Origin of the sequence: Streptomyces sp. NBC_00250 (assembly GCF_036192275.1) — a bacterium.
In the GTDB taxonomy this organism is placed as follows: domain Bacteria; phylum Actinomycetota; class Actinomycetes; order Streptomycetales; family Streptomycetaceae; genus Streptomyces.
This window is the reverse complement of sequence record NZ_CP108088.1, coordinates 4,784,191-4,808,604: the sequence shown is the minus strand read 5'-3', so window position 1 is coordinate 4,808,604 and position 24,414 is coordinate 4,784,191. Positions and strand designations below refer to the sequence as shown.

The following is a 24,414-nucleotide window of genomic DNA, read 5'->3' as shown; positions in this document are numbered from 1 at the left end:
GGTGCACCTGCAAAGCGATGATCATTTAATTCCATGGGGGCGCCGCGACATGGGTTTTGACGAGGACTGGGCCGGAATGCGGTCCGCCGCGACCGAACAAGCCCCCGTGGGAACGCGGTTGAACCAGCTCGACGGCGGCGGCGGTGGCGGCACCGCCGGCGGGCCGGCCGACCTCGCCACCGCGCCGGCAAAGAAGAAAGCCGCGGCAAACACCATCGAGACAGAGCTGGAACCGGACACCGCCAAGGCCGCCAAGGTCGCGGACGCCGCCACGACCGCCGCCGTCGGCGCCTTCGACGGCTGGGCGACCGCGGCCGGCCTGAAGACGGTCGAGACCACCTGGGACGACCAGGTGAAGAACCTCCTCGCCCGGCTCGCCTCCGAGAAGACCGCCCTGCGCGGCACCGCCGTCGCGTTCAGCCGGCAGGAGCTCGACACCCGTGCCCGTATGGCGGGGGTCCGGCCGACCTCCTCCATCGAGAAGTACTGAAGAGGCGTACGGACATGCTGACGTACTCCGAGATCATGACGACCGACCTGGGCAAGCTCGCCACCACCGCCGACAAGTGGGCCGAGATGGCGGGCGACCTGCACAAGGTCGAGGAGCGCTACCGGGACAGCGTGCAGTCGCTGACGACGGCGCAGACCTGGCTGGGCGAGAGCGCGACCGCCGCCCACACCAACTTCTCCGCGACCCGCTACGAGTACCAGGCGGCCCAGAGCCAGGCCAAGGCCACGGCGACGCTGCTGCGCAACGCCCACGAGCAGTTCACCGAACTGAAGAAGCAGCTGGAAAGCGCCCGCGCCGACGCCGTCAAGGCCGGGATGAAGGTGTCCGAGCAGGGCAGGGTGGCCTACGACTACGAGCGGCTGTCGCCGAGCGAGCGCAGCGCCCTGCACCACGACCCGGACGGCGCCAAGAGCGTCCGGGAGGCCGAGACGGCCTGGACCGAGCACCTGGACGGCTGCGTCAAGGCCTTCGACGTCGCCGACCAGGACCTGAAGAAGGACCTGGAGGCCGTGGTCAAGGACGGCTACGGCAACAAGAACGACGAGACGCTCGGCACCGGGTTCAACGGTGACGCGGGCAAGGTCGCCGCGGCCGACGACAAGGCCGAGGACGACCGGATGAACCTGGCCTGGCTGAAGATGAAGGACGACGAGACGCTCGACGACTACGTCCAGCGGCTCCAGCGGGACGGCATCGCGAAGCTCACCGGCAACGAGAAACTCGCCGATCTGGTCGACAAGTTCACCAAGGGCACCATCACGGCGGGCGCGTTCGCCGGCGCCCTGACCGCGGCCGGCCTGTACTCGTACAAGCTGTCCAAGGCGGTCCGGCCGCCGTTCGTCCACCCGACCGCACCCGGCACCTTCCTGTCCCGGCAGTTCAACATGCGGCTGGCCGGGGCCGCTCCCGGCAGCCTGCTCACCAAGGTGCCGCCGGGCCTCGCGACCGCGCTGACCGGCTCCGACGAGGCCGCCATGTTCGGCGGGTTCATGCGCAACGGCGCCTTCTTCATGCCGACCGCCGCCGAGGCCAACCTGGTGAAGGTCGCGCAGAACGGCGGCCTCGCCAACGCCGCCAAGGCGGCCGGCTGGATCCGGGGCGCCGGTGTCGTCGGCGGCGTGGCGGCCACCGCGTACGGCGTGGCCAACCTCGCCACGTACAACACGGACATGATCAAGGCCGACCCGGCGAAGTTCGCCTCGGACCTCACCGGGACGGCCTTCAGCGCCTCGATGACGGCACTGACCGTGGCCCCGAACCCGGTCACCCTCGGCCTGGCCGTCGGCACCGGCGTGGCCTACGGGGCCGCGCTGATCTGGGACAACCACGAGGCCATCGGGAAGGGTATCGAGGAGGCCGGGGACTGGATCGGCGACAAGGCGTCCGACGTGGGCTCCGGCATCGCGGACGGAGCGAAGAAACTGGGCAGCGCGCTGAACCCCTTCGACTGAGCCCGTCGAGCCCCTCCCGACAGCGAAAAGGAATCCGTTCATGCACACCCAGGTCAGCCCGTTCGAACTCCACGCGTGGAAGGAGGGAAACCGGCACAACTACAGCGCGGGCTGGAAAGGTGTCTCCCCGGAGTTCGGCGAGATCGTGCTGACCGCCCCGCTCCCCCGCGCCAACCCCGAGACGATCGTCTCGGAGGTACGGGGCGGGCTGCTCCCCGTCACCTCCTTCGAGGCGCGCGGAATGCACGCCGAGGGGCTCAAGCTGCCGACCCTGAACCGGTCCACGCTGCGGGTCGGCGACCGGATGGTGTACGTGGAACGGAACCGTTTCGGCGCCACCCTCGACCAGCGCGCCCTGGTCATGCGGTACGCGGGCGACCACTACCGGCTCGCGGCCCTCGACAAGAACTCCTACGTCCTGACCCGCGAGGCCGACGACGAGGACCCCGGAGTCACGATCACCGTCCGCGAGTCCGGGCGCGGCAAGAACCGCAGGCTCTCCGTGCGGGTCGCCGGACGCGCCGAGGGCGGGGACCTGGCCCTGGCGCTGATCTTCGCGGGCGTCGACCGCGCCGTCCTGACGCGGGTCGGCGCGGTGAAGGCGGGCATCTCCCGCGTGACCCACTTCTGGACCGAGTCCCAGTACTGAGCCCCGCTGCCAGGCCCGGCACCGAGTCCCAGTACCCGCTGCCAGGCCCGGCACCGAGCCCCGGTTCCCACCCCTCGACCGCCACCCACCCGCCCTACCCGAGTGAGCGACACATGCCTTCCTTCGACGTGACCCGATCCCGTTTCCGGCTGACCGACGACGAGGTCTTCGTCCTCGCCCAGCTGGCGACCGGTCAGCCGGTCCCGGAGTCCATGGCGCCCGCCGAGGCGCGGCTGCGGGACGCCGGGCTCACCAACGCGGCCGGGGAGCTGTCCGCGCTCCTGCTGCCCCTGATGCGGACCCTCGTCCAGCCCTCCGTGATCGTCTCCCTGGAGGCGGGCGGCCGGCAGGGCACCCTGCACCACGGGATGCTCATCGGTGACGAGCACGTCGTCTGCCACGAGACCTGGCCGGGCGAGGAGGAGGCGGAGTACCGGCTCGTCGAGCCGAGGACCGTGGTGTGGACGCTGGCCGACCTGATCGCGCTGCGCCGGTCCGACGCCGCCGAGGCGGAGGAGCAGGTCGTCGAGACGACCGTCGGCGTCCTGGAGACGGGACTCACGGCCCTGGAGAAGGCCGCGTCGACGCCCGGCGCGGACGAGCGGGCCCTGGTCGACGAGGCGCTGCGGGCGGCGGGAGCCGCGGACGACACCGCCACGCGGCTCGCACCGCTGATCGTGGAGCTGCGCTCCAACTGGCGGATGACCGCGGCCTGGCAGGGCCGCAAGGACGGCGTGCCGGGTGTGGCGGCCCGCGCGGTCGCCGCCTGGGACTGCGGTCCGCTCGGCCAGTGGCTGCGGGAGCTGCCCGCCGAGCCGATGGCGGAGGGCGGGGCGACGGCCGACAGCCCGTTCCGGCTGCGCCGCGTCGCCCCGAAGCGGATCTGGGAGGAGCTGACCGGCCTGCTGCCGGACGCCACGGAGCTCGTACGGGAGCAGGCGCCGCCGCAGGCCTGACACGGGCTCACCGGGCTCGGTGGACCCGATGTCCTACGGCGGTGGGGCCGGCCGGTGGACCTGATGTCCCACAGCGGTGCCGGCCGGTGGGTCCGATGCCCTACGGCGGTGCCGGGTCGCCCGGCCCTGCTTCGGCGTGGCTGTTCCGCCCCGCAGCGCCCCGCAGCGCCCCGCAGCGCCGCTCAGCCCCGCAGCGCCGCTCAGCCCCGCTTCGGCGTCGCGATCCCCAGGACCCGGTCCTTCAGGGCCGGGAACTGTTCGCGGGTCGTGGTGACCTTCGCCGGGTCCAGGACGACCCGGAGGATCTCCTCGTCCGGGCCCGCCTCGGCGACGGTCTCGCCCCAGGGGTCGACGACGATCGAGTGGCCGGCCTGCTCCACGCCCGCGTGGGTGCCCGCCGTACCGCAGGCGAGGACGTACGCCTGGTTCTCGACCGCGCGGGCCCGGGCCAGCAGGCTCCAGTGGGCGCGGCGGCGGGCGGGCCAGCCGGCCGGGACCACGAAGGCCTGGGCGCCCGCGTCGACGAGCCCGCGGAAGAGTTCCGGGAAGCGCAGGTCGTAGCAGGTGCCGACGCCGACGGTGAGGTGCGGCAGGTCGACGGTGACGAGGTCCTCCCCGGCAGCCATCATCACCGCCTCGCCCTTGTCGAAGCCGAAGCGGTGGATCTTCCGGTAGGAGGCGGCGAGTTCGCCGTCGGGGGAGAGGACCAGCGACGTGTTGTACAGCGCGCCGCCCTCCGCCTCGACGAACGATCCGGCGTGCAGCCAGACGCCGGCGTCGGCCGCCGCGGCGGCCATCTCGCGGTGCGTGGGGCCGTTCAGCGGTTCGGCCTCGGCGGCGAAGGACTCGTACGCGAAGGCGCCCGTGGGCCACAGTTCCGGCAGGACGACGAGGTCGGCGCGGCCGGATTCCTCCCGTACGAGACGCGCCACGCGGGCGCGTCGGGCGTCGACCGGTTCGTCCGGGTCTACCGCGATCTGGATCAGCGAGGCGCGCACACTACCACCGTCCTGGCATTCGAGCCGTCAACACCGGCCTACGATCGTCACACGAAAGCACTGCCGGGGTGCCTTCGGGCAGCGTAACTTAGCGTCCGAGCCTCCCACCCAGTCGTGTTTTCAGCCCGCGCACCGAAGAACCGCCGAGGGGTCCCGTGACCGTCCATCCCAGCCTCCAGAACTACGCCGACGCCTGGACCCACTCCATCGAGGCGATAGCCGAGCTGGTGCAGCCGCTCGTGGAGGGCGAGTGGAACCGGCCGACACCGTGCCCAGGCTGGTCGGTGCGGGACATCGTGTCCCACGTGATCGGCATGGAGACGGAGATGCTCGGCGACCCGCGGCCGATCCACTCCCTGCCGCGCGACCTCTACCACGTACGCAGTGACTTCGCGCGCTACATGGAGGTCCAGGTCGATGTGCGGCGGCACCACACCGCGCCGGAGATGACCTCGGAGCTGGAGTACATCCTGATCCGCCGCGCCCGGCAGCTCCGCAACGAGAACCGCTCCCCCGAGCACCTGATCCGCGCCCCCCTCGGCGCCGAGCAGTCCCTGGAACTGGCCTACCGGATGCGCGCCTTCGACGTGTGGGTGCACGAGCAGGACCTGCGGGTCGCGCTCGGCGTGCCGGGCAACCTGGACTCGGCGGGTGCGCACGTGACCCGTGACGTGCTCCTGGAGGCCCTGCCGAAGGTGGTCGCCAAGGACGCGGGGGCACCCGCCTCTTCGGCCGTGGTCCTCGACGTGAGCGGTCCGGTGGAGTTCCTGCGGACGGTAAGGGTCGACGCGGACGGCCGGGGTTCGGTCGACGGCGCGCCCTCGCTCGGCCCCGCGGTCACGCTCGCGACGGACTGGGAGACGTTCGTGCGTCTCGCCTGCGGCCGGGTCCGGCCGGCCGATGTGGCCGACCGGGTCAAGACGGAGGGCGACGAGGCGCTGGCCCAGGCCATCCTCGACAACTTCGCGGTGACGCCCCGCTGACCCTTCACACGGGGACGTGTACGGCCTCCACCCGGCTGGCGACGAGCCGTTCGCGTTCCCTGCGGTGGGTGCGGGCCTTGAGGCGCAGGATCTGCACGACGCCCAGAGCCTCCAGGACGAAGACCGACGAGAACGCGATCCGGTAGTTGCCGCCGGTCGCGTCGAGCAGCACGCCGACGGCGAGCAGGGTCGTCATCGAGGCCACGAAACCACCCATGTTGACGATGCCGGACGCGGTGCCCTGACGCTCCGGCGGGTTCGCCGGGCGGGCGAAGTCGAAGCCGATCATCGAGGCCGGTCCGCAGGCGCCGAGGACCAGGCAGAGGGTGACGAGCAGCCACATCGGGGCGTGCTCGCCGGGGTACGCGAGAGTGGTCGCCCACAGCAGGGCGGTGGCGGCGACCGTGCCGAGGGCGAGCGGGGCGCGGGCCGTGTGGTGGCGGGCGATGATCTGCCCGTACGCGAGGCCGACGACCATGTTCGACAGGACGACCAGGGTGAGCAGGGTCCCCGCGGTCGACCGGGACAGGCCCTGCGCCTCCACCAGGTACGGCAGTCCCCACAGCAGCAGGAAGACCATCGCGGGGAACTGGGTGGTGAAGTGCACCCACAGGCCGAGCCGGGTGCCGGGTTCCCGCCAGGACTCGGCGATCTGACGGCGTACGAAGGCGGCGCCCGCGTGGGATGGGGGTACCCCCTGCTCGAACGAAGCCGAGAGCTCGGGGGAGGGCTGCGGCTCGTACCCCTCGGGGTGGTCCTTGAGGAAGAGCAGCAGCAGCACGAGGACGAGGACGCCCGCGAGGGAGCTGCCGACGAAGGTGGTCGTCCAGCCGAGGCCGTGCAGGGCGCGGGCGATGAAGACGGTGGAGACGAGGTTGCCGGCCATGCCGAAGAGGGCGGCGACCTGACCGATGAGCGGGCCCCGGCGGGCCGGGAACCAGCGGGTCCCGAGCCGCAGGACGCTGATGAAGGTCATGGCGTCGCCGCAGCCGAGCAGCGCCCGGGAGGCGAGCGCGGTGCCGTACGAGGGGGAGAGCGCGAAGCCCAGCTGGCCGAGGGTGAACAGGGCGACGCCGAGGGTGAGGACCTTCTTGGTGCCGAGCCGGTCGACCATCAGGCCGACGGGTATCTGCATGCCCGCGTAGACGAGCAGCTGGAGTATGGAGAAGGTGGAGAGCGCGGAGGCGTTGACGTCGAAGCGGTCGGCGGCGTCGAGTCCGGCGACCCCCAGGGACGTACGGAAGATGACGGCGACGAAGTAGACGGCGACGCCGACGCCCCAGACGAGGGCCGCGCGACGCCCGCCGGGCGGATCGCCGGGGAGGGTGACGGCGGAGCCGTATCCGTTGCGGCTGCTCACCGGTCCTCACCCCGGACCAGGATCTTGACCCAGCTGAGGTGCTGGCGGACGCAGTGCGCCGCGCCCTCCACGTCGCCGGCTCTTATCCGGTCGAGGATCTCGGCGTGCTCGGTGATGTTCTTGGCGACGCGGTCGGGCTGGGACTGCATCACGGCGACGCCCATCCGCAGCTGGCGGTCGCGGAGCTGGTCGTAGAGGCGCGAGAGGATCTGGTTGCCCGCGTGGCGGACGATCTCGGCGTGGAAGCAGCGGTCGGTGACGGCGACTTCGGCGAGGTCCCCGGCCTCGGCCCGCAGCTTCTGCTCCTCCAGGAGCTCTTCGAGGCGCTCGATGAGCGAGGCGGGCGCGGGCACGGCCCGGCGGACCGCGAACTCCTCGACGAGCAGCCGGGTCTCGACGACGTCGGCGATCTCCTGAGCGGAGACGGCGAGGACGAGGGCGCCCTTCTTCGGGTAGAGCTTCAGCAGCCCTTCCATCTCCAGCTTGAGGAGCGCCTCGCGGACGGGCGTCCGTGACACCCCCACGGCGAGGGCGAGTTCGCCCTCGGTGAGGAGGGTGCCTCCCTCGTAGCGCCGGTCGAGTACGGCCTGCTTGACGTGCATGTAGACACGGTCGGCTGCGGGGGGTGCGGATGCCATGAACACAGCATAGATACAACAGAGGTGCAACAGGCAGGCACGTCCGCGATATGGACGTGGACCCCGCTAGATCCGGTGGTCGTAGTAGTCCGCGCCGCCGACGAGGACCGAGGTGAAGCACACCGGGAGACCGTCCGGCCGGCGCGGGACCTCCTGGGAGGTGCTGCGGGTGAAGCCGAGCGAGAGGCCGGGAACGAAAGGGGATTCGCCTTCGGCCTCGCGGGCCGGGAGGCCCCGTAGCAGCTCGTCGGCGGGAGTGCGGAACACATCGGCGCCGTCCAGGAGCACCCGCGTCGCGGTCTTCCGGCCTTCCCCCGGCCACCACAGCTCGACGGCCGTGACCGTGTCCCGCTCCTCCAGGAGCACCTCGACGCCGACGCCGTCGCAGGCGGTCGAGACGGTCACGAGGACACGGTTCGGCCGGGTGCGCACCCGGGGCTCGCCCCAGGGGGAGACGGCGGCCACCGCCTCGTCGAGCGTCATGCCGAGCCGTACGGGCCCGGCGCCGTGCGGAGGTTCGAGCAGCAGGTCCATTCCCTCACCCTGACGGAAAAGACGTCCGGCGGTGGCCGAAGCCACCGCCGGACGTTTCACGTGAAACAGGCCGATCTGTCCGTCACGCCCAGCTGATCAGGCGCTTCGGCTGCTCCAGGATCGCGGCGAGGTCCGCCAGGAACTTGGAGCCGAGCTCGCCGTCGACCAGACGGTGGTCGAAGGAGAGCGCCAGCGTCGTGACCTGACGCGGCTTCACCTTGCCCTTGTGGACCCACGGCTGGAGCTTGATCGCACCGACCGCGAGGATCGCGGACTCGCCGGGGTTCAGGATGGGCGTACCGGTGTCGACGCCGAAGACGCCGACGTTGGTGATGGTGAAGGTGCCGCCCTGCATCGCCGCCGGGGTCGTCTTCCCGTCGCGGGCGGTGGAGATCAGCTCGCTCAGCGACGCCGAGAGCTCGGGCAGGGTCTGCGCGTGCGCGTCCTTGATGTTCGGCACGAGCAGACCGCGCGGGGTGGCCGCGGCGATGCCCAGGTTCACGTAGTGCTTGAGGACGATCTCCTGCGCCGCCTCGTCCCAGGCCGCGTTGATCTCCGGGTTGCGCCGGACGGCGACCAGGACGGCCTTGGCGATGAGGAGCAGCGGGTTGACCCGCAGACCAGCCATGTCCGTGCCGGACTTGAGCTCGTCGACCAGCTTCATCGTGCGCGTGATGTCGAAGGTCACGAACTCGGTGACGTGCGGGGCGGTGAAGGCCGAACCGACCATCGCCGCCGCCGTGGCCTTCCGTACGCCCTTGACGGGGATACGGGTCTCCCGGGCGTCGGTCGAGACGACGGGAGCGGCCTGAACGGCTGCCGGGGCCGCCACGGGCTCGACCACGGGCGTCGGGGCCACCGGGGCCACGACGGCCGGCGCGGGCGCCGGAGCGGCCGCCGCGTGGACGTCCTCACGGGTGATGATGCCGTCCGGGCCGGTCGGGGTGACCGTCGCCAGGTCGACGCCGAGGTCCTTGGCGAGCTTCCGGACCGGCGGCTTGGCCAGCGGGCGTCCGGCGGCCGGCGCGTGCCCGTTGAGCTGCTCCGGTACGGCGACGGCGACGGGCGCCGCCTGGACCGGGGCGGCCGGGGCCGCCGTGCCCGCGGGGGCCTTGCGCGCCCGCCGCTTGGTGGAGCTGGCGGCCACGCCGTAGCCGACGAGGACCGGCTGGCGGCCCTTGGGCTCTTCTTCCTCGGCCTCCGGGGCGGCGGGGGCCGCCGCCACCGGCGCGGCCTCGGCCACCGGGGCCTCGGGCGCGGCGCCGCCGCCGACGTTCACCGAGATGATGACCTCGCCGACGTCGACCGTCGTGCCCTCGGGGAAGCGCAGCTCGTGGACCGTGCCGTCGAAGGGGATCGGCAGCTCGACGGCGGCCTTGGCCGTCTCGACCTCGATCACGACCTGGCCATCGGTGACGGTGTCACCGGGCTGCACGTACCACTTGAGGATCTCGGCCTCGGTGAGGCCCTCGCCCACATCGGGCATCTTGAATTCGCGGATCGTCACGGTGCTCTCCTCAGTACGCCAGCGAGCGGTCGACGGCGTCGAGCACGCGATCGAGACCCGGCAGGTACTCCTCCTCCAGGCGCGCCGGCGGATACGGCGCGTGGTAGCCGCCGACCCGCAGGACGGGGGCCTCCAGGTGGTAGAAGCAGCGCTCGGTGATCCGGGCGGCGATCTCCGCGCCGGAACCGAAGAACACCGGCGCCTCGTGGACGACGACCAGGCGGCGGGTCTTCTCGACCGAGGCCTGGATCGTGTCGAAGTCGAGCGGGGAGATCGAGCGCAGGTCCACGACCTCGATCGACTTGCCCTCCTCGGCGGCGGCCTCGGCCACCTCGAGACAGGTCTTCACCATCGGGCCGTAGGCCACCAGGGTGAGGTCCGTGCCCTCGCGGGCGACCCGGGCCTTGTGCAGCTCGCCGGGGAAGGCCTCGGTGTCGACTTCGCCCTTGTCCCAGTAGCGGCGCTTGGGCTCGAAGAAGATGACCGGGTCGTCGCTCTGGATCGCCTGCTGGAGCATCCAGTAGGCATCGGAGGAGTTCGCCGGGGTGACGACCTTGAGGCCCGCGACGTGCGCGAAGAGCGACTCGGGGGACTCGGAGTGGTGCTCGACGGCGCCGATGCCGCCGCCGTACGGGATGCGGATGACGACCGGCATCTTCACCGTGCCGAGCGAACGGGCCCGGATCTTCGCCAGCTGGGTGACGATCTGGTCGTACGCCGGGAAGACGAAGCCGTCGAACTGGATCTCCACGACGGGCCGGTAGCCGCGCAGCGCGAGGCCGATCGCGGTGCCGACGATGCCGGACTCGGCGAGCGGGGTGTCGACGACCCGGTCCTCGCCGAAGTCCTTCTGCAGACCTTCGGTGATCCGGAAGACACCGCCGAGCTTGCCGACGTCCAGGCCCATGATGAGGACCTTGGGGTCGGTCTCCAGGGCCTTGCGCAGCGACTCGTTGAGCGCCTTCGCGAGGGGAAGCTTCTGAACAGCCATGATTACTCGGCCTCTCCGTTCGCGAAGGACGCCTGGTAGGCGGCGAACTCCGCGCGCTCCTCGTCGACGAGCGCGTGCCCGTCCGCGTACGTGTGGTCGAAGATCGCCATGTGCTCCGGGACGGGCATGGCGCGCACGACCTCGCGGACCTGCTTGCCGAGGGCCTCGCTCTCCGCCTCCAGCTCCTCGAAGAAGGCCGCGTCGGCGTGGCCCTCGTTCTCCATGTACGCCTTGAGGCGCTGGATCGGGTCCTTCGCCTCCCAGGCCTCGCGCTCCTCGTCCCGGCGGTACTTCGTCGGGTCGTCGGAGGTGGTGTGGGCGGCCATGCGGTAGGTGAACGCCTCGATGAGCGTCGGGCCCTCGCCGCGGCGAGCGCGTTCGAGCGCCGACCGCGTCACGGCCAGGCACGCGAGGACGTCGTTGCCGTCGACGCGGACGCCGGGGAAGCCGAAGCCGCGGGCGCGCTGGTAGAGCGGGACACGGGTCTGCTTCTCGGTGGGCTCGGAGATGGCCCACTGGTTGTTCTGGCAGAAGAACACGACGGGGGCGTTGTAGACCGCGGAGAAGACGAACGACTCGTTCACATCGCCCTGGCTGGAGGCGCCGTCGCCGAAGTACGCGAGCACGGCGGAATCCGCGCCGTCCTTGGCGATACCCATGGCATAGCCCGTGGCGTGCAGGGTCTGCGAACCGAGAACGATCGTGTACAGGTGGAAATTGTTGGTGCTGGGATCCCAGCCACCGTGGTTCACACCACGGAACATTCCCAGCAGATTCGTGGGGTCGACGCCACGGACCCACGCGACACCGTGTTCACGGTAGGTGGGAAAGACGTAGTCGTCGTCCCGCAGGGCCCGGCCGGAGCCGATCTGGGCGGCCTCCTGGCCGAGCAGCGAAGCCCACAGGCCCAGCTCACCCTGGCGCTGCAGCGAGGTGGCCTCGGCGTCGAAGCGACGGGTCAGGACCATGTCGCGGTAGAGACCGCGCAGCTCCTCGGCGCTCAGGTCGATGTCGTAATCGGGGTGCTGGACGCGCTCTCCCTCGGGCGTCAGCAGCTGGACGAGCTCGGGCTCCACAGCGTCCGCCTCGGCGCGCGTGCTCGTCTTCTTGGTGGTGCTGGTGCTCGCGCTTGCGGTGCGCTTGGTGCCGCTGCTGCGTCGCGTCGTCTTGCGCGCTGCAGTGCTCTCCACGGTCACGTGCGTGCTCCTCCGTCGGTCCGGCCCCCGGGTTCGCCGGGCAAGGCCAGTGCGGCTCTCCGCCTTATCCGTACCCTTCGCACGGGGTGGGTGCGACGCGGCCGGGGTCGGGCGTGACAGGTGCCCCGGCGAGCGCCCTGTCTTAGGCACGTTACCCACAGCGCGCCATTCCTGCGAAACCCCACTTGACCTGCGATTTTGCTTGGATTTCCAAGTAAATCGAGAAAAGCGGGAACACCGGCTGGTCAGCGCGTCGGCAGCGGCCGAGAGGGCCGCCGGAACATCCGGCACGTTATCCCGCGCACCCCGGGCGCGGGAAGAGCCAATATGTGAGACTGACTGCGTGCGCGAAGATGGAAAAATCCGGGTATTTCTGCTGGACGACCACGAAGTCGTCCGGCGCGGCGTCCACGAGCTGCTCTCCGTGGAGGACGACATCGAGGTGGTCGGGGAGGCCGGGACGGCGGCGGACGCGCTGGTCAGGATCCCCGCGACCCGTCCCGACGTCGCGGTGCTCGACGTCCGGCTGCCGGACGGCAGCGGGGTGGAGGTGTGCCGCGAGATCCGCACGCAGGACGAGGGCATCAAGTGCCTGATGCTCACCTCGTACGCGGACGACGAGGCGCTCTTCGACGCGATCATGGCCGGGGCCTCGGGATACGTCCTCAAGGCCATCCGGGGCAACGAACTGCTGAACGCGGTACGGGACGTGGCGGCCGGCAAGTCGCTGCTCGACCCGGTGGCGACCGCCCGCGTCCTGGAACGGCTGCGCGACGGCAACAATCCGAAGGGTGACGACAAGCTCGCCAACCTGACGGACCAGGAGCGCAGGATCCTGGACCTGATCGGCGAGGGACTGACCAACCGGGTCATCGGCGAACGGCTCCACCTCGCGGAGAAGACCATCAAGAACTATGTCTCCAGCCTGCTGTCGAAGCTGGGCATGGAGCGCCGCTCGCAGGCCGCGGCGTATGTGGCGCGGCTCCAGGCGGAGCGCCACTGACGCTCGGCTGCCCCGGCCGGCCGGGCTCTCGCCTCACCCGTACGGGTCAGAGCGCGGCCGGCGGCCCCGATTCGGGACCAACGTCCCCGTGAAAGCGGGGCAGGGGCCCCTTTCCGACACGGTGCCGGTGGCGGAGAGTGGATGCCATGTCCACCGACGAGATCCGCGCCATCGAGTTGCTCAGCGGCGTGTCGTACGGCCGGGTGGCGACGAGCATGCGGGCGATGCCGTTCGTCGCACCCGCCCGGCACATCGTGTCCGACGGCCGCGTCCTGCTCCGGCTGCACCGGGGCCTCGGCTACCACCGCGCCTGCAACGGCAGCGTCGTCGCGTACGGCGCGGACAACTTCAACTCGGGCTCGAAGCACCTCTGGTCCGTGCAGTTCACCGGCACCGCCGAGATCGTCGAGCCGGCCGAGGAGGAGCTCGCGGCCTTCGGCGCCGAGCCGGAGCAGGTGGACGGCGAGACCTTCGACCCGGTCTACATGCGGATCGAACCGCAGTTCGTGACGGTGCACGCGCTCGACTACGCGAGCGAGACCCCGGTGACCCGGACCGCCCCCCATTCCGTGCGGCGACACCTCCACCACGTAGCGTGATCTAACATCTGGCGGGTGCCGCGCTCATCTGAAACGCTCACTCCGCCGGCTGTACCGCCCGCCCCGCCGGACGCCGCGACCGGTGCCCCCCGCGCGGCCACCCGGCCCGTCGGCGCCCCGGCACCCCGGACCGCCGGCGTCCCGGCCGCCAGGGCCGTCGGCGCCCCGTCGGCCCGGCCCGTCGGCGCCCCGCCCGCCCCACCCGTCGGGGCCCTGCTGCGCCGCCACCGGCACGCCGGGGAGCCCCTCTCCTGCGTGCCCGTCACCGAAGGGCTGCTCAACCGCGGCTTCCGGCTCTCCACCACCCGCGGCACGTACTTCCTCAAGCAGCACCTGGACGCCCCCACCGCCGACCGCGTCACCATCGCCCGCCAGCACCGCGCCACCCAGCGGCTGCACGCCCTCGGCCTGCCCGTCGCCCCGCCGCTGCCCGACGCCACCGGCCGCACCGTCGCCGTCGTCGACGGCCGCTGCTACGCCCTGCACCCCTGGGTCGACGGCCGCCACCGGGACGGCACCCAGCTCTCCACCGGCTGCTCCCGGCGCCTCGGCACCCTGCTCGGGCAGGTCCACACGGCCCTGGACCGGGTCATGGAACCCTCGGGGCCGGACGGGGCACCCGGGGCCGCCGACGACGGCGTCTGCGCGAGCGCCGACCTGCAGGACACCTTCCGGGCCATCGACGAGCTGATCCGCCTGGCCCGCGCGCACCGCCCCCGCGACAGCTTCGACGCGCTCGCCGAGCACCGGCTCAGGGAGCGCCGCCGGCTCCTCGCCCAGCACGCCCACCACCGTCCGCCGCCCGCCGCGGCCGCCGGCTGGGTGCACGGCGACTTCCACCCGCTGAACCTGCTCTACCGGGGCGCCGAGCCCGCCGCGATCGTCGACTGGGACCGGCTCGGGGTCCGGCCGAGGGCCGAGGAGGCGGTCCGGGCCGCCGCCATCTTCTTCGTACGGCCGGGGGGCGAGCTGGCCCTGGAGAAGGTGCGGGCGTACGCGCGCGCGTACCGGCGGGCGACCGGCGCCGACCGCGCCGAGCTGGCGGCGGCGGCGCACCGGGTGTGGTGGGAGCGGCTCAACGACTTCTGGACGCTGCGCTGGCGCTACCAGCTGCACGACCGAAGGGCCGACCCGCAGTTTCCTGCGGTGTCGGCCCTGGCGGTCTGGTGGACCCGCGAGTACGAGGCGGTACGCGACGCGTTCGCGGGGTGAGACGGGTCAGCCCGTCTCGGTGCCGTCCGTCGGCGGCGGGTCCGAGTTGTTGTTGCCCCCGGTGGGGTCGGTCGTCGTCTCGGTCGGCGGCGGGTCCGTGGTCTCCGTCGGCGGGTCCGTCGGCTCCGTCGGCTCGTTCGTGGGCTCCGTGGGCGGCTCGGTCGTCTTCGACGGCTCGGTCGTCGGCGGAGTCGTGGTCGGCGGCTGGGTCGACGGCTGGTACGTGGTCGGCGGCGGCCACGGTGCCTCCGTGACGCCTCCGTCCGACGTGCCCTGGTCGGTCGACGGCTCCTCGGAGGGCTCCTCCGAGGAGGGCGTGGGCTCCTCCGACTTCGTCGACGGCGAGGTGGTGACCGTCGGCGGCGTCGTGCCGCCCGTGCTGCCGCTCTTCTCGCCCGCCTTGTCGAGGGCGAAGACGACACCGGCGACGACCGCGACCAGCGCGAGCGCGGCGAACAGCCACACCTTGCCGCGGCCGCCCCTGCCACCGCCGTGCGAGCCGTACGACCCGTCCTGGCCGTAGCCGCCGTTCCCGCCCGTACCGCCGTCGTAGCCGCCGTACCCGCCGACGCCGCCGTCGTCCGGGTTCCGCGGGGGAAGGATCGGGCCCTGCGAGGTCTCGCCGTGCATGGGGTGGCCCATCGCGGTCGTCGCGGCCATGCCGCCGACCGGGGTGTGACCGCCGTCGTGCGTCTCGACCGGGCCGGTGTTCCACGTACCGGTGTGGCCGCCCTGCTGCTGGAGCATCTGGAGGCCGTACTGGATGAGGCCGCGCATCTCCTCGGCGCTCTGGAACCGGTCGTCCGGGTCCTTCGCGAGCGAGCGCATCACCAGTCCGTCGAGCTCCGGCGGCACGGACTGCGTGACGTCGGACGGCGGGATCGGCGCGTCCTGGACGTGCTGGTACACGACGGACAGCGGGGTCTCGCCGGTGAACGGGGGCCGCAGCGCGAGGAGTTCGTAGAGGAGACAGCCCGTCGCGTACAGGTCGGAGCGGTGGTCGACGGCCTTGCCGAGCGCCTGCTCGGGGGAGAGGTACTGCGGGGTGCCCATGACCATGCCGGTCTGGGTCATCGTCGACTGCGCGCCGTGCAGGGCGCGGGCGATGCCGAAGTCCATGACCTTCACGGCGCCGCCGTGGGTGATGATCACGTTCGCCGGCTTGATGTCACGGTGCACGATGCCGTGCTGGTGCGAATAGGCCAGCGCCTCCAGGACTCCGGAGACGATGATGAGGGCCTGCTCGGGCCCGGGGGCCTCGGCGCTCATCAGCAGCTCGCGGATGGTGCGGCCCTCGACCAGTTCCATCACGATGTACGGCACGGGCCGGCCGGCCACCAGGTCCTCGCCGGAGTCGTACACGGCGACGATCGCGTGGTGGTTGAGTCCGGCGACGGACTGCGCCTCGCGGGTGAACCGGGCCTTGGAGACCGGGTCCTCGGCGAGATCGGCGCGGAGGAGCTTGACGGCGACCGTACGGCCGAGCCGTACGTCCTCGGCAGCGAAGACCTCGGCCATGCCACCGCGGCCCAGACGGTGCGTCAGCCGGTAGCGGCCGTCGCCGACGACGCCACCGACGCCCCAGGACTCCGCCGACGAGTCGGGCACACCGCCATCTGCTCCGGATTCGGGTGCCATCAGTCCTCGCCGTCGTCTGTCGTGCCGTGTCCAGTCGTCACGCTACAGGCTCCGTACGACAACACAGTCCGAGATGGACCGGCCATCCAACCCCTTCCACGTACACCAGTGCAAATTCGGCAGGATTCCTCCGCCACTTCGAAAACGTGCGGGGAACCTTCCTGTGCGGAGGGTCACGGAACGGGCACCCGGCTTGACGTGTCACTGCCCTCGGGCAGACTTGGCCAGTAAATTCCGGATCAACGCCGCCACGCGCGCGTAGGGGGAAGCACAGATGAGCCAGGACGGCGCACAGGGCCGCTATGCGGGCGGTTCGGTCGCGGGCGGCCGGTACCAGCTGCGCGACCTTCTCGGCGAGGGCGGTATGGCGTCGGTCTACCTGGCCTACGACAGCGCCCTCGACCGGCAGGTCGCCATCAAGACGCTGCACACGGAACTCGGCCGGGAGCAGTCCTTCCGCGAGCGGTTCCGACGCGAGGCGCAGGCGGTCGCGAAGCTGTCGCACACCAACATCGTCTCGGTCTTCGACACCGGCGAGGACACCCTCGACGGCGCCGTCATGCCGTACATCGTCATGGAGTACGTGGAGGGGCAGCCGCTCGGCTCGGTCCTCGCCTCGGACATCCAGCAGTACGGCGCGATGCCGGCCGACAAGGCGCTGAAGGTCACGGCCGACGTGCTCGCCGCCCTCGAGGTCAGCCACGAGATGGGCCTGGTCCACCGCGACATCAAGCCCGGCAACGTGATGACGACCAAGCGCGGCGTCGTCAAGGTCATGGACTTCGGCATCGCGCGGGCCATGCAGTCCGGGGTCACGTCGATGACGCAGACCGGCATGGTCGTCGGTACCCCTCAGTACCTCTCCCCCGAGCAGGCCCTCGGGCGCGCGGTGGACGCCCGCTCCGACCTCTACTCGGTCGGCATCATGCTGTTCCAGCTGCTGACGGGCCGTCTCCCCTTCGACGCCGACTCGCCGCTGGCCATCGCGTACGCGCACGTACAGGAGGAGCCGGTCGCCCCGTCCACCGTCAACCGGTCGGTGACGCCGGCGATGGACGCGCTCGTCGCCCGCGCCCTGCGAAAGAACCCGAACGAGCGGTTCCCGAGCGCGGCGTCGATGCGCGACGAGTGCCTGCGGGTGCTCTCGGCGGGTCAGACCGGTGCCCCGATGATCGTCCAGGGCGGTCCGGTCAGCAGCGGTGCGGGAGTCGGCTCGGCGGTCTTCCCGCCCGTCGGCCAGACCCCGCCGCCCGCTCCGCAGCCCGGAACGCACGGGGTGCAGCAGCCCTACCAGCCGCCGACGCCGCAGCCGGGCCCCTACGGCCCCGCGACCCCGGCGCCCGCCCCCTCGTACGGCTACCCGCAGCAGGCCCCGCCGCCCGCTCCGGCGTACCCGACCCCGGCCCCGCAGTCCGCGTACCAGAACCCCGGCCCCGCGCCGTACGCCCCGGTGCACACGCCCGTGCCCGCCCCGGCGGGCGGCGGTTCGCGGCGGAACACTCCCGTGCTCGTGGGCGCGATCGTCGTCTCCCTGCTCGCGGTCGGCGGCCTGCTCGTGGCCCTCAACCTCGACAAGGACGGGGACCCCGAGGCCGGCGGCACGGGCGGCACCGACACCCAGCAGAGTCAGACCGCGGCCCCCGGTCACAAGGGCCCGGACCTGACCAAGAGCATCGACCCGAAGAAGTGCACGCAGCCGACCGAGTCGAGCGACGACCCCGAGAAGTTCGAGGTCCCCAACTTCACCTACAAGAACCTCCAGTCGGTGAAGGAATGCATCCAGGCGGCCGGCTGGAAGCTCAAGCCCCAGCGCCCGGTGGACGAGAACACCTACGGCGAGGGCACGGTCCTGGAGCAGTACCCGCCGTCGGGCCAGGACATCGCGGCCGAGGACGCCGAGTTCACGCTCACCGTCTCGACGGGCAACCCGGGGCAGTGAGGCGCGACCCTCGGCAGTGACGGGCGACCCTCGGCAGTGACGCGCGACCCGCGGCAGGGGAGCTGACACCTCCTTAAACACCCGCTCCGGGTCGCCGTTACGCCTGCTGCCCCTCTTCCGGATGCCGGAAATGTCCCAGCGTGTCTACGCTGAATCGACCATCTCGGCGGCCTCGGTACGGGAGGGGGTCACCCCGTGACTCCAGCACTCCGCAGGGCACGGGCGCGGGCTCTCGGCCCCGCGCTCACCTGCGTGTTCGCCTGCGCGTGCGCCCTGTACGGGGAGCCGCTCGCGTACGGAGCCGAGGCACCCGGCAGCTCGGTGGGGGCCCCGACGACGCCTTCGACTCCCTCTTCCTCCTCTTCCTCCTCTTCCTCCCCGCCCTCGTCGTCTCCCTCGTCGCCCTCCACGCCGTTCCCCTCGCCCGACGCGCCGTCCGCGACCGTCACTGCCTCCCCTTCTTCCTCCTCCATCTCTCCGGGGCCGACCGGGAGTGCCGGTACGCCCGCGTCACCCGCGCCCGCGCCCACCGGCACCGGGGCGGCCGCGCCCGCCGCGCCGAGCGCCGATCCCAGCGACGCACCCGCCCCCATCGGCTCCGCCTCGCTGGCGGGCCGGCCCGCCGGCGAGGGGCGGCCACGGCCCGGACGGTCCGCGGGCCCGAGCACCCCGGAGAGCGACACGACCCGGTCGTCGGAGGGCTCTCGTACCGAATCGGCAACAGACCCGGAAGCCGCCGAGGCCGCCGAGGAAGAGGCCGGGGGGGTACGCGAGGAGGAGGCCGTCCTCCCGGAGGCGGCGCCCGCCAGCCGGCCCGGCGCCGCGCCACGCATGGCGTCCGAAGCCGCACCCACCCTCGTCCACCAGCGGATTCCCGTCCTCACCCTGGGGGTCGGGATGGCTCTGATGGGGCTCGGGATCGGCTTCCTCGGGCTCCGGATGCGGCGCCGCTGAGCCCCTCGGCCGCGCCCGGGTCCCCCTTGAGGCGGACCTGCCGCTTCCGTCTCAGGACGGTTGTCGGCTCCGGCATACCCGGTATACATACTGAGTATGTCGATCCGCCACGGGCTTCTCGCCCTCCTCGAACGCGGCCCTCGGTACGGCTCGCAGCTCCGTACGGAGTTCGAGTCGCGCACCGGTTCCACCTGGCCGCTGAACGTCGGCCAGGTCTACACGACCCTCAGCCGGCTCGAACGGGACGGCATGGTCGCCCAGGGCGGCGAGGACGCTGCCGGGCACGCCCTCTACGCGATCACCGACAGCGGCCGCGCCGAACTCAGGACCTGGTTCGAGAAGCCGGTGGACCGCACCAGCCCCGCCCGTGACGAACTGGCCATCAAGCTCGCCATGGCCGTGGGCGCCCCCAGCATCGACATCCGCGACGTCATCCAGTCCCAGCGCCGACACACCGTGAAGGCGATGCAGGACTACACCCGCCTCAAGGCCCAGGCACTCGTCGCCGTCGAGAGCGGCGGAGCCCGGGAACGGGACGACGTCGCCTGGCTGCTCGTCCTGGAGCAGCTGATCTTCCAGACCGAGGCCGAGGCACGCTGGCTGGACCACTGCGAATCCCGGCTGATCCGCCTCTCGGCGACGGCGTCGGCGTCGGCCGCCGCAGCCTCCGACTCGGCGCCCGACGCCGAAACGCCGACCACCACGTCGGCACCCCGAACCGAAACGGCCCCGCCGGCCACCTCCGCCACCCCGGCCGGGGCCCCGACGGCCACCGCCCGGCCGGGCGCCGAGGCCGTGCCACCCGTGGCCGGGGCGCGCTGACCGCACCGTCGCGCCCCACCTCGTACCGCCCGCGCACCACCTTCCGTACGGCCCCCGCACCGCGTGCCGTACCGCCCTTCCACCGCTCGCTCCCGTACGCGGCCGACCGCCGCGCACGCCCAAGGGGGGACCCCTCATGTCCGCACAGCAGCCCGTGCTGCAACTCCAGAACCTGACCCGCGTCCACGGCGCGGGTGCCACCGAGGTCCATGCCCTGCGCGGCATCGACCTCGCCGTGTACCCGGGTGAACTCGTCGCCGTCATGGGCCCGTCCGGCTCCGGCAAGTCCACGCTGCTCACCATCGCCGGTGGCCTCGACACCCCCACGTCGGGGCAGGTGATCGTCGAGAACACCGACATCACCCGGGCGAGCGTCAAGGAACTCGCGGCCCTGCGCCGCCGCAGCATCGGTTACGTCTTCCAGGACTACAACCTCATCCCGGCCCTCACCGCCGCCGAGAACGTGGCCCTGCCCCGCGAGCTGGACGGGACCTCCGCCCGCAAGGCGCGCGTCGAGGCCCTCAAGGCGCTGGAGGAGATGGGCCTCGGTCACCTCGCCGACCGCTTCCCCGACGAGATGTCCGGCGGCCAGCAGCAGCGCGTGGCCATCGCCCGCGCCCTCGTCGGCGACCGCCGGCTCGTCCTCGCCGACGAACCGACCGGCGCCCTCGACTCCGAGACCGGCGAGTCCGTGCTGGCCCTGCTCCGCACCCGCTGCGACGCCGGCGCCGCCGGTGTCCTCGTCACCCACGAGCCGCGGTTCGCGGCCTGGGCGGACCGGGTCGTGTTCCTGCGGGACGGCGCCATCGTCGACCAGACCGTGCGCAGCGAGGCCGATTCCCTGCTGTCGGGACAGGTGGCTGAGGCGTGAAGACCTGGTTCCACTCCTGGCGGGCCGCGATCCGTATCGCCCGTCGTGACGCCTGGCGTTCCAAGGGCCGCAGCGCCCTCGTGCTGGCCATGATCGCCCTGCCGATCCTGGGTGTCAGCGGCCTCGATCTGACCATCCGCAGCTCCGAGCTGTCCCCCGCGGAGCGGGCGGACCGCACGATAGGCGCGGCCGACGCCCGGTTCCAGGACTCCGGCTACGGCGGGGTGCCCGTCTTCCAGGACCCGCCCGGCGACATGAACACTCCGGCCAAGGACTACGGGGACTCGGCCTGGCCGAGCGGTTCCGTCGATGTCACCAAGACCTTCCCGGCGGGCTCCACGGTCCTGAAGGACACCATCGGCGGGGCCAAGCTGACGACGGCTCACGGTCTGCTGATGACGGAGGTCCGTGAGCTCAAGGCGGCCGATCCGATCGCCCGGGGCATCACGACCCTCCTGGAGGGGCGTTATCCGGAGAAGAACGACGAGGTGATCGCGACCTCGCACTTCCTGGAGACCAGCGGTCTGTCGGTCGGGTCGACCCTTTCCGCACGCAACTTCGACCGCCAGTACCGCATCGTCGGCGCCTACGAGATTCCCGATTCCCTGAACGCCGACCAGGTCAACGCGCTGCCGGGGGCCTTCCTCGCCCCGTACGCGAAGGCCGCGGAGAAGGCGGGGCTGCAGAAGCCCGGCGCCTCCAGCACCTATCTGGTGCGCAAGTCCGGTGGTTTCACGTGGAACATGGTCAAGGAGCTCAACACCAAGGGTGTCATCGTCACCTCACGTGCCGTGCTCCTCGACCCGCCGGCCAAGTCCGAGGTCCCGCTCTACCAGCGGGGTGGCTGGGGCGACTTCGAGTCCAGCGCGGGGGCCGATGCCGCCGAGCTCGCCGCCCTCGGCACCGTCGTCGGCCTGGCGATGCTGGAGATCTGCCTGCTCGCCGGACCCGCCTTCGCGGTCGGGGCCCGACGCTCGCGCCGCCAGCTCGGTCTCGTCGGGGCCAACGGCGGTGCCCGCAGCCACATCCGGGCCATCGTCCTGAGCGGCGGCCTGGTCATCGGTGTCGCCGCTGCCGTCACCGGTACGGTCCTCGCCCTGATCCTCACCCTGGCGCTCCAGCCGGTCCTTGAGGAGACCATGGGCCAGCGGTTCGGCGCCTTCGACGTCCGGCCGCTCGAAATCCTCGGGATCGCGCTGCTCGCCGTGCTGACCGGTCTGCTCGCCGCGATCGTGCCGGCCATCACCGCCTCCCGGCAGACGGTCCTCGCCTCGCTCACCGGCCGCCGCGGAATCCGCCGCAGCAGCCGGGTGCTGCCCCTGATCGGCCTGACGGCCGTCCTGATCGGCGGCGCGATCGCGCTCTTCGGCTCCCTCGTCAGCCAGCAGTTCATCATCGTGGCGGGCGGCTCCGCCATCGCCGAACTGGGCATCGTCGCCATGACCCCGGCCCTCGTCGGCCTGTTCGGGCGGACCGGGCGCTGGCTGCCGCTCTCGCCGCGGCTCGCGCTGCGGGACGCCGTACGCAACCGGGGCCGTACGGCACCCGCCGTCGCCGCCGTCCTCGCCGCCGTCGCGGGAACGGTCGCCGTCTCCGTCTACATGGCCAGCAGCGAGGCCCAGTACGAGGCCGAGTACCAGGCCCAGCTGCCGTACGGCGCGGTCTCCGCCTTCGTCATGGAAGAGGGCGGCCGGGACGTCCCCGCCGTCCGCGACGCGGTCCAGCGTTTCCTGCCGGTCGACGTCCGCGCCGATGTCGAGCGCGTCGTCGTCGGCAAGCCCAGCTGCCCGGCGTGGGGCGGCGGTGGCAACGACTGCGGCCGCTATGAGGTCGTCGTCCCCCCGGCCAACGAGTGCCCCATGTACGCCACCGTCCCCGGCAACAGTGACCCGTCGGAGCGGTTCACCCCCGAGCAGCGGCGGAAGATGATCGCCGAGGACTGGCGCTGCGACCAGTCCTACTCCGGCCACGGGGTCTACACCGACGGCGGTCTGCTCGTCGGCGACGCCACCGTCCTCAAGGTCCTCGGCATCGAGGACGCCGGAGCCGCGAAGGCCCTCGCCGAAGGCAAGATCGTCAGCTTCAGCCGCGCCCAGGTCGACAAGAACGGCGCCATCGGGATCAAGCAGATCACCGACATGACCGCCGCCGACAAGGCGGCCGAGGAAGGCCGCCCCGCCCCCGGCAAGGTCAGCTCGATCCCGGCCTACCGGGTGCCCGGCAGCCCGAAGACCTACGGTCTCCAGGCCCTGATCACCCCGGCCACCGCCAAGGCCGCCGGCCTCACCACGACACCGATGGGCCTGTACGTCGCCACCGACCGGCTGCCCGACAGCGAGGCGCGCCAGAAGCTCGACAGCGAACTCGCCAAGCTCGGCAGCGACGTCGAACTCCATGTGGAGGAAGGCTTCGTCAACGACAACAGCATCATCCTGCTGGCGCTCGCCGTCTTCGCGGGCCTGGTCACCATCGGCGCCGCCGGCATCGCCACCGGCCTCGCCCAAGCCGACGCCGAGGCCGATCTGAAGACGCTCGCCGCCGTGGGCGCCCCGCCCCGCGTCCGCCGCACCCTCAGCGGATTCCAGTGCGGAGTCGTCGCCGCGATGGGCGTGATCCTCGGCTCGGCCGCCGGAGTGCTCCCCGCGGTGGGGCTCCGGCTCACCGAGGAACGGCAGCAGATCCGCTTCCACGAGGATGCGGTCGCCCAGGGCTGGAGCACCGCGACGGACGTGCCGTACCTCCCGATCGTCATCCCCTGGGAGACCCTGGCCGGCCTGCTCGTCGCCGTGCCGCTCGGTGCCGCACTGCTCGCCGCCCTGGTGACCCGCTCGCGCGGCGCACTGGCCCGGCGCGCGGCGATCTGACGTACTTCGTTGTCGTGCTGTGCCCCCGCACGAGGGTGGATCACCCTCGTGCGGGGGCACACCTCGTGGTGACGCGTGTGTACGAGAGAATGGCGGCATGGAGATGCCGAGGAATGACAGGTCGCAGGAGAGCCCCCAGGTCCTCATCGTGGGACAGGACGGGATGGCGCTCGGCGGCACTCAGGGCGACGACGAACCCCGCGAGGTCCCGGTGACGGAAATGGTCGAGCAGCCTGCGAAGGTCATGCGGATCGGCAGCATGATCAAGCAGCTCCTGGAGGAAGTACGCGCGGCACCTCTCGACGAGGCCAGCCGGGTCAGGCTCAAGGACATCCACGCAAGCTCCGTGAAGGAGCTGGAAGACGGGCTCGCGCCCGAGCTGGTCGAGGAACTGGAGCGGCTCTCCCTGCCGTTCACGGACGAGGCGATCCCCTCCGAGGCGGAGCTGCGCATCGCGCAGGCGCAGCTGGTGGGCTGGCTGGAGGGCCTCTTCCACGGCATCCAGACCGCGCTGTTCGCCCAGCAGATGGCGGCCCGCGCACAGCTGGAGCAGATGCGCAGGGCGCTGCCGCCGGGTGCCTCGCACGACGATGACGACGACGACCGCGGCCACGGCGCGATCCGCTCGGGGCCCTACCTGTAAACAGCCCCTCACCTGCGGTTCCCACGTACGACGGGAGCTGTGGGTCCCTCGTACGGCAGGGGCCGCAGGCCCTTCACACGGCAGGGGCCCGGCAC

Annotated in this window: 23 protein-coding genes; 14 read left to right on the top strand and 9 right to left on the bottom strand. The window is 71.8% G+C overall.

Annotated features, from left to right (window positions below):
• Positions 1–49: 49 nt before the first annotated feature.
• The 4 genes from OG259_RS21755 to OG259_RS21740 all read left to right on the top strand — a co-directional run bounded on the left by OG259_RS21755 (position 50) and on the right by OG259_RS21740 (position 3,567).
• Positions 50–490 (top strand): hypothetical protein, encoded by a 441-nt coding sequence (locus tag OG259_RS21755; protein ID WP_328943782.1) that lies wholly within the window; start codon positions 50–52, stop codon positions 488–490.
• A 14-nt stretch (positions 491–504) separates the two neighbouring features.
• The gene (locus tag OG259_RS21750) at positions 505–1,962 is read left to right on the top strand and encodes a hypothetical protein (RefSeq protein WP_328943781.1); all 1,458 of its coding nucleotides are present in this window, start codon (positions 505–507) and stop codon (positions 1,960–1,962) included.
• A gap of 40 nt (positions 1,963–2,002) precedes the next feature.
• Positions 2,003–2,611, top strand: coding sequence for a hypothetical protein (locus OG259_RS21745; RefSeq protein WP_328943780.1), 609 nt, complete (start codon positions 2,003–2,005; stop codon positions 2,609–2,611).
• Positions 2,612–2,724: 113 nt separating this feature from the next.
• On the top strand, positions 2,725–3,567 hold the full coding sequence (locus OG259_RS21740) for a histidine kinase (protein WP_328943779.1): 843 nt from the start codon (positions 2,725–2,727) through the stop codon (positions 3,565–3,567).
• Between the two features lie 200 nt (positions 3,568–3,767).
• Here OG259_RS21740 and OG259_RS21735 read toward each other — a convergent pair whose 3' ends face one another.
• Positions 3,768–4,565 carry a carbon-nitrogen family hydrolase gene (locus OG259_RS21735; RefSeq protein ID WP_328943778.1) on the bottom strand — a complete coding sequence of 266 codons (798 nt, stop codon included), beginning with the start codon at positions 4,563–4,565 and terminating at the stop codon, positions 3,768–3,770.
• A gap of 155 nt (positions 4,566–4,720) precedes the next feature.
• On the opposite strand from OG259_RS21735, the gene OG259_RS21730 reads away from it, so the two are divergent.
• Complete coding sequence (locus tag OG259_RS21730) at positions 4,721–5,548, top strand: maleylpyruvate isomerase family mycothiol-dependent enzyme (RefSeq protein WP_328943777.1); 828 nt, start codon at positions 4,721–4,723, stop codon at positions 5,546–5,548.
• Positions 5,549–5,552: 4 nt separating this feature from the next.
• On the opposite strand, the gene OG259_RS21725 is transcribed toward OG259_RS21730, so the two are convergent.
• The 6 genes from OG259_RS21725 to pdhA form a co-directional block, all read right to left on the bottom strand.
• A complete protein-coding gene (locus OG259_RS21725; RefSeq protein ID WP_328943776.1) occupies positions 5,553–6,908 on the bottom strand; it encodes an MFS transporter in 1,356 nt (451 codons plus the stop codon).
• A complete protein-coding gene (locus tag OG259_RS21720) occupies positions 6,905–7,546 on the bottom strand; it encodes a GntR family transcriptional regulator (protein ID WP_328943775.1) in 642 nt (213 codons plus the stop codon). Before OG259_RS21720 ends, OG259_RS21725 begins: the two co-directional genes overlap by 4 nt.
• A gap of 66 nt (positions 7,547–7,612) precedes the next feature.
• Entirely contained in the window at positions 7,613–8,080 is a 468-nt protein-coding gene (locus tag OG259_RS21715; protein WP_328943774.1) for a hypothetical protein, read from the bottom strand.
• An 82-nt stretch (positions 8,081–8,162) separates the two neighbouring features.
• On the bottom strand, positions 8,163–9,566 hold the full coding sequence (locus tag OG259_RS21710) for a dihydrolipoamide acetyltransferase family protein (RefSeq protein WP_328947140.1): 1,404 nt from the start codon (positions 9,564–9,566) through the stop codon (positions 8,163–8,165).
• A gap of 31 nt (positions 9,567–9,597) precedes the next feature.
• Positions 9,598–10,578 carry an alpha-ketoacid dehydrogenase subunit beta gene (locus OG259_RS21705; protein WP_328943773.1) on the bottom strand — a complete coding sequence of 327 codons (981 nt, stop codon included), beginning with the start codon at positions 10,576–10,578 and terminating at the stop codon, positions 9,598–9,600.
• Positions 10,579–10,580: 2 nt separating this feature from the next.
• Positions 10,581–11,774 (bottom strand): pyruvate dehydrogenase (acetyl-transferring) E1 component subunit alpha, encoded by a 1,194-nt coding sequence (gene pdhA, locus OG259_RS21700; protein ID WP_328943772.1) that lies wholly within the window; start codon positions 11,772–11,774, stop codon positions 10,581–10,583.
• Positions 11,775–12,117: 343 nt separating this feature from the next.
• Between pdhA and OG259_RS21695 the strand changes: the two genes are divergently transcribed.
• From OG259_RS21695 to OG259_RS21685, 3 genes are all read left to right on the top strand, one after another.
• Complete coding sequence (locus tag OG259_RS21695) at positions 12,118–12,777, top strand: response regulator transcription factor (protein WP_328943771.1); 660 nt, start codon at positions 12,118–12,120, stop codon at positions 12,775–12,777.
• A gap of 146 nt (positions 12,778–12,923) precedes the next feature.
• Positions 12,924–13,376, top strand: coding sequence for a pyridoxamine 5'-phosphate oxidase family protein (locus OG259_RS21690; RefSeq protein ID WP_328943770.1), 453 nt, complete (start codon positions 12,924–12,926; stop codon positions 13,374–13,376).
• A gap of 213 nt (positions 13,377–13,589) precedes the next feature.
• A complete protein-coding gene (locus OG259_RS21685) occupies positions 13,590–14,588 on the top strand; it encodes a phosphotransferase (RefSeq protein ID WP_328947139.1) in 999 nt (332 codons plus the stop codon).
• Between the two features lie 6 nt (positions 14,589–14,594).
• On the opposite strand, the gene OG259_RS21680 is transcribed toward OG259_RS21685, so the two are convergent.
• Complete coding sequence (locus OG259_RS21680) at positions 14,595–16,226, bottom strand: protein kinase domain-containing protein (RefSeq protein ID WP_328943769.1); 1,632 nt, start codon at positions 16,224–16,226, stop codon at positions 14,595–14,597.
• Positions 16,227–16,500: 274 nt separating this feature from the next.
• Here OG259_RS21680 and OG259_RS21675 point away from each other — a divergent pair, with 274 nt between their 5' ends.
• A complete protein-coding gene (locus OG259_RS21675) occupies positions 16,501–18,165 on the top strand; it encodes a protein kinase domain-containing protein (RefSeq protein WP_328943768.1) in 1,665 nt (554 codons plus the stop codon).
• Between the two features lie 188 nt (positions 18,166–18,353).
• Here OG259_RS21675 and OG259_RS21670 read toward each other — a convergent pair whose 3' ends face one another.
• Positions 18,354–18,848 carry a hypothetical protein gene (locus OG259_RS21670; protein ID WP_328943767.1) on the bottom strand — a complete coding sequence of 165 codons (495 nt, stop codon included), beginning with the start codon at positions 18,846–18,848 and terminating at the stop codon, positions 18,354–18,356.
• A gap of 148 nt (positions 18,849–18,996) precedes the next feature.
• Between OG259_RS21670 and OG259_RS21665 the strand changes: the two genes are divergently transcribed.
• The 5 genes from OG259_RS21665 (at position 18,997) to OG259_RS21645 (ending at position 24,319) form a co-directional block, all read left to right on the top strand.
• A complete protein-coding gene (locus OG259_RS21665) occupies positions 18,997–19,119 on the top strand; it encodes a hypothetical protein (protein WP_328943766.1) in 123 nt (40 codons plus the stop codon).
• Positions 19,120–19,215: 96 nt separating this feature from the next.
• Complete coding sequence (locus OG259_RS21660) at positions 19,216–19,941, top strand: PadR family transcriptional regulator (RefSeq protein ID WP_328943765.1); 726 nt, start codon at positions 19,216–19,218, stop codon at positions 19,939–19,941.
• 136 nt (positions 19,942–20,077) lie between these two features.
• The gene (locus tag OG259_RS21655) at positions 20,078–20,812 is read left to right on the top strand and encodes an ABC transporter ATP-binding protein (RefSeq protein WP_266893935.1); all 735 of its coding nucleotides are present in this window, start codon (positions 20,078–20,080) and stop codon (positions 20,810–20,812) included.
• Positions 20,809–23,676 carry an FtsX-like permease family protein gene (locus tag OG259_RS21650; protein WP_328943764.1) on the top strand — a complete coding sequence of 956 codons (2,868 nt, stop codon included), beginning with the start codon at positions 20,809–20,811 and terminating at the stop codon, positions 23,674–23,676. The genes OG259_RS21655 and OG259_RS21650 overlap by 4 nt, the downstream gene beginning before the upstream one ends.
• A 97-nt stretch (positions 23,677–23,773) precedes the next feature.
• Positions 23,774–24,319, top strand: a complete 546-nt coding sequence (locus OG259_RS21645) for a bacterial proteasome activator family protein (protein WP_189833073.1) — start codon at positions 23,774–23,776, stop codon at positions 24,317–24,319.
• Positions 24,320–24,414 lie beyond the last annotated feature (95 nt).

What these genes read in the sequence shown, in the direction of transcription:
- OG259_RS21755 (WP_328943782.1), top strand. Translation starts at nt 50, where the DNA reads ATGGGTTTTGACGAGGACTGGGCCGGAATGCGGTCCGCCGCGACCGAA.
- OG259_RS21750 (WP_328943781.1), top strand. Translation starts at nt 505, where the DNA reads ATGCTGACGTACTCCGAGATCATGACGACCGACCTGGGCAAGCTCGCC.
- OG259_RS21745 (WP_328943780.1), top strand. Translation starts at nt 2,003, where the DNA reads ATGCACACCCAGGTCAGCCCGTTCGAACTCCACGCGTGGAAGGAGGGA.
- OG259_RS21740 (WP_328943779.1), top strand. Translation starts at nt 2,725, where the DNA reads ATGCCTTCCTTCGACGTGACCCGATCCCGTTTCCGGCTGACCGACGAC.
- OG259_RS21720 (WP_328943775.1), bottom strand. Translation starts at nt 7,546, where the DNA reads ATGGCATCCGCACCCCCCGCAGCCGACCGTGTCTACATGCACGTCAAG.
- OG259_RS21715 (WP_328943774.1), bottom strand. Translation starts at nt 8,080, where the DNA reads ATGGACCTGCTGCTCGAACCTCCGCACGGCGCCGGGCCCGTACGGCTC.
- OG259_RS21710 (WP_328947140.1), bottom strand. Translation starts at nt 9,566, where the DNA reads ATGCCCGATGTGGGCGAGGGCCTCACCGAGGCCGAGATCCTCAAGTGG.
- OG259_RS21705 (WP_328943773.1), bottom strand. Translation starts at nt 10,578, where the DNA reads ATGGCTGTTCAGAAGCTTCCCCTCGCGAAGGCGCTCAACGAGTCGCTG.
- OG259_RS21690 (WP_328943770.1), top strand. Translation starts at nt 12,924, where the DNA reads ATGTCCACCGACGAGATCCGCGCCATCGAGTTGCTCAGCGGCGTGTCG.
- OG259_RS21680 (WP_328943769.1), bottom strand. Translation starts at nt 16,226, where the DNA reads ATGGCACCCGAATCCGGAGCAGATGGCGGTGTGCCCGACTCGTCGGCG.
- OG259_RS21675 (WP_328943768.1), top strand. Translation starts at nt 16,501, where the DNA reads ATGAGCCAGGACGGCGCACAGGGCCGCTATGCGGGCGGTTCGGTCGCG.
- OG259_RS21665 (WP_328943766.1), top strand. Translation starts at nt 18,997, where the DNA reads ATGGCGTCCGAAGCCGCACCCACCCTCGTCCACCAGCGGATTCCCGTC.
- OG259_RS21660 (WP_328943765.1), top strand. Translation starts at nt 19,216, where the DNA reads ATGTCGATCCGCCACGGGCTTCTCGCCCTCCTCGAACGCGGCCCTCGG.
- OG259_RS21655 (WP_266893935.1), top strand. Translation starts at nt 20,078, where the DNA reads ATGTCCGCACAGCAGCCCGTGCTGCAACTCCAGAACCTGACCCGCGTC.
- OG259_RS21645 (WP_189833073.1), top strand. Translation starts at nt 23,774, where the DNA reads ATGGAGATGCCGAGGAATGACAGGTCGCAGGAGAGCCCCCAGGTCCTC.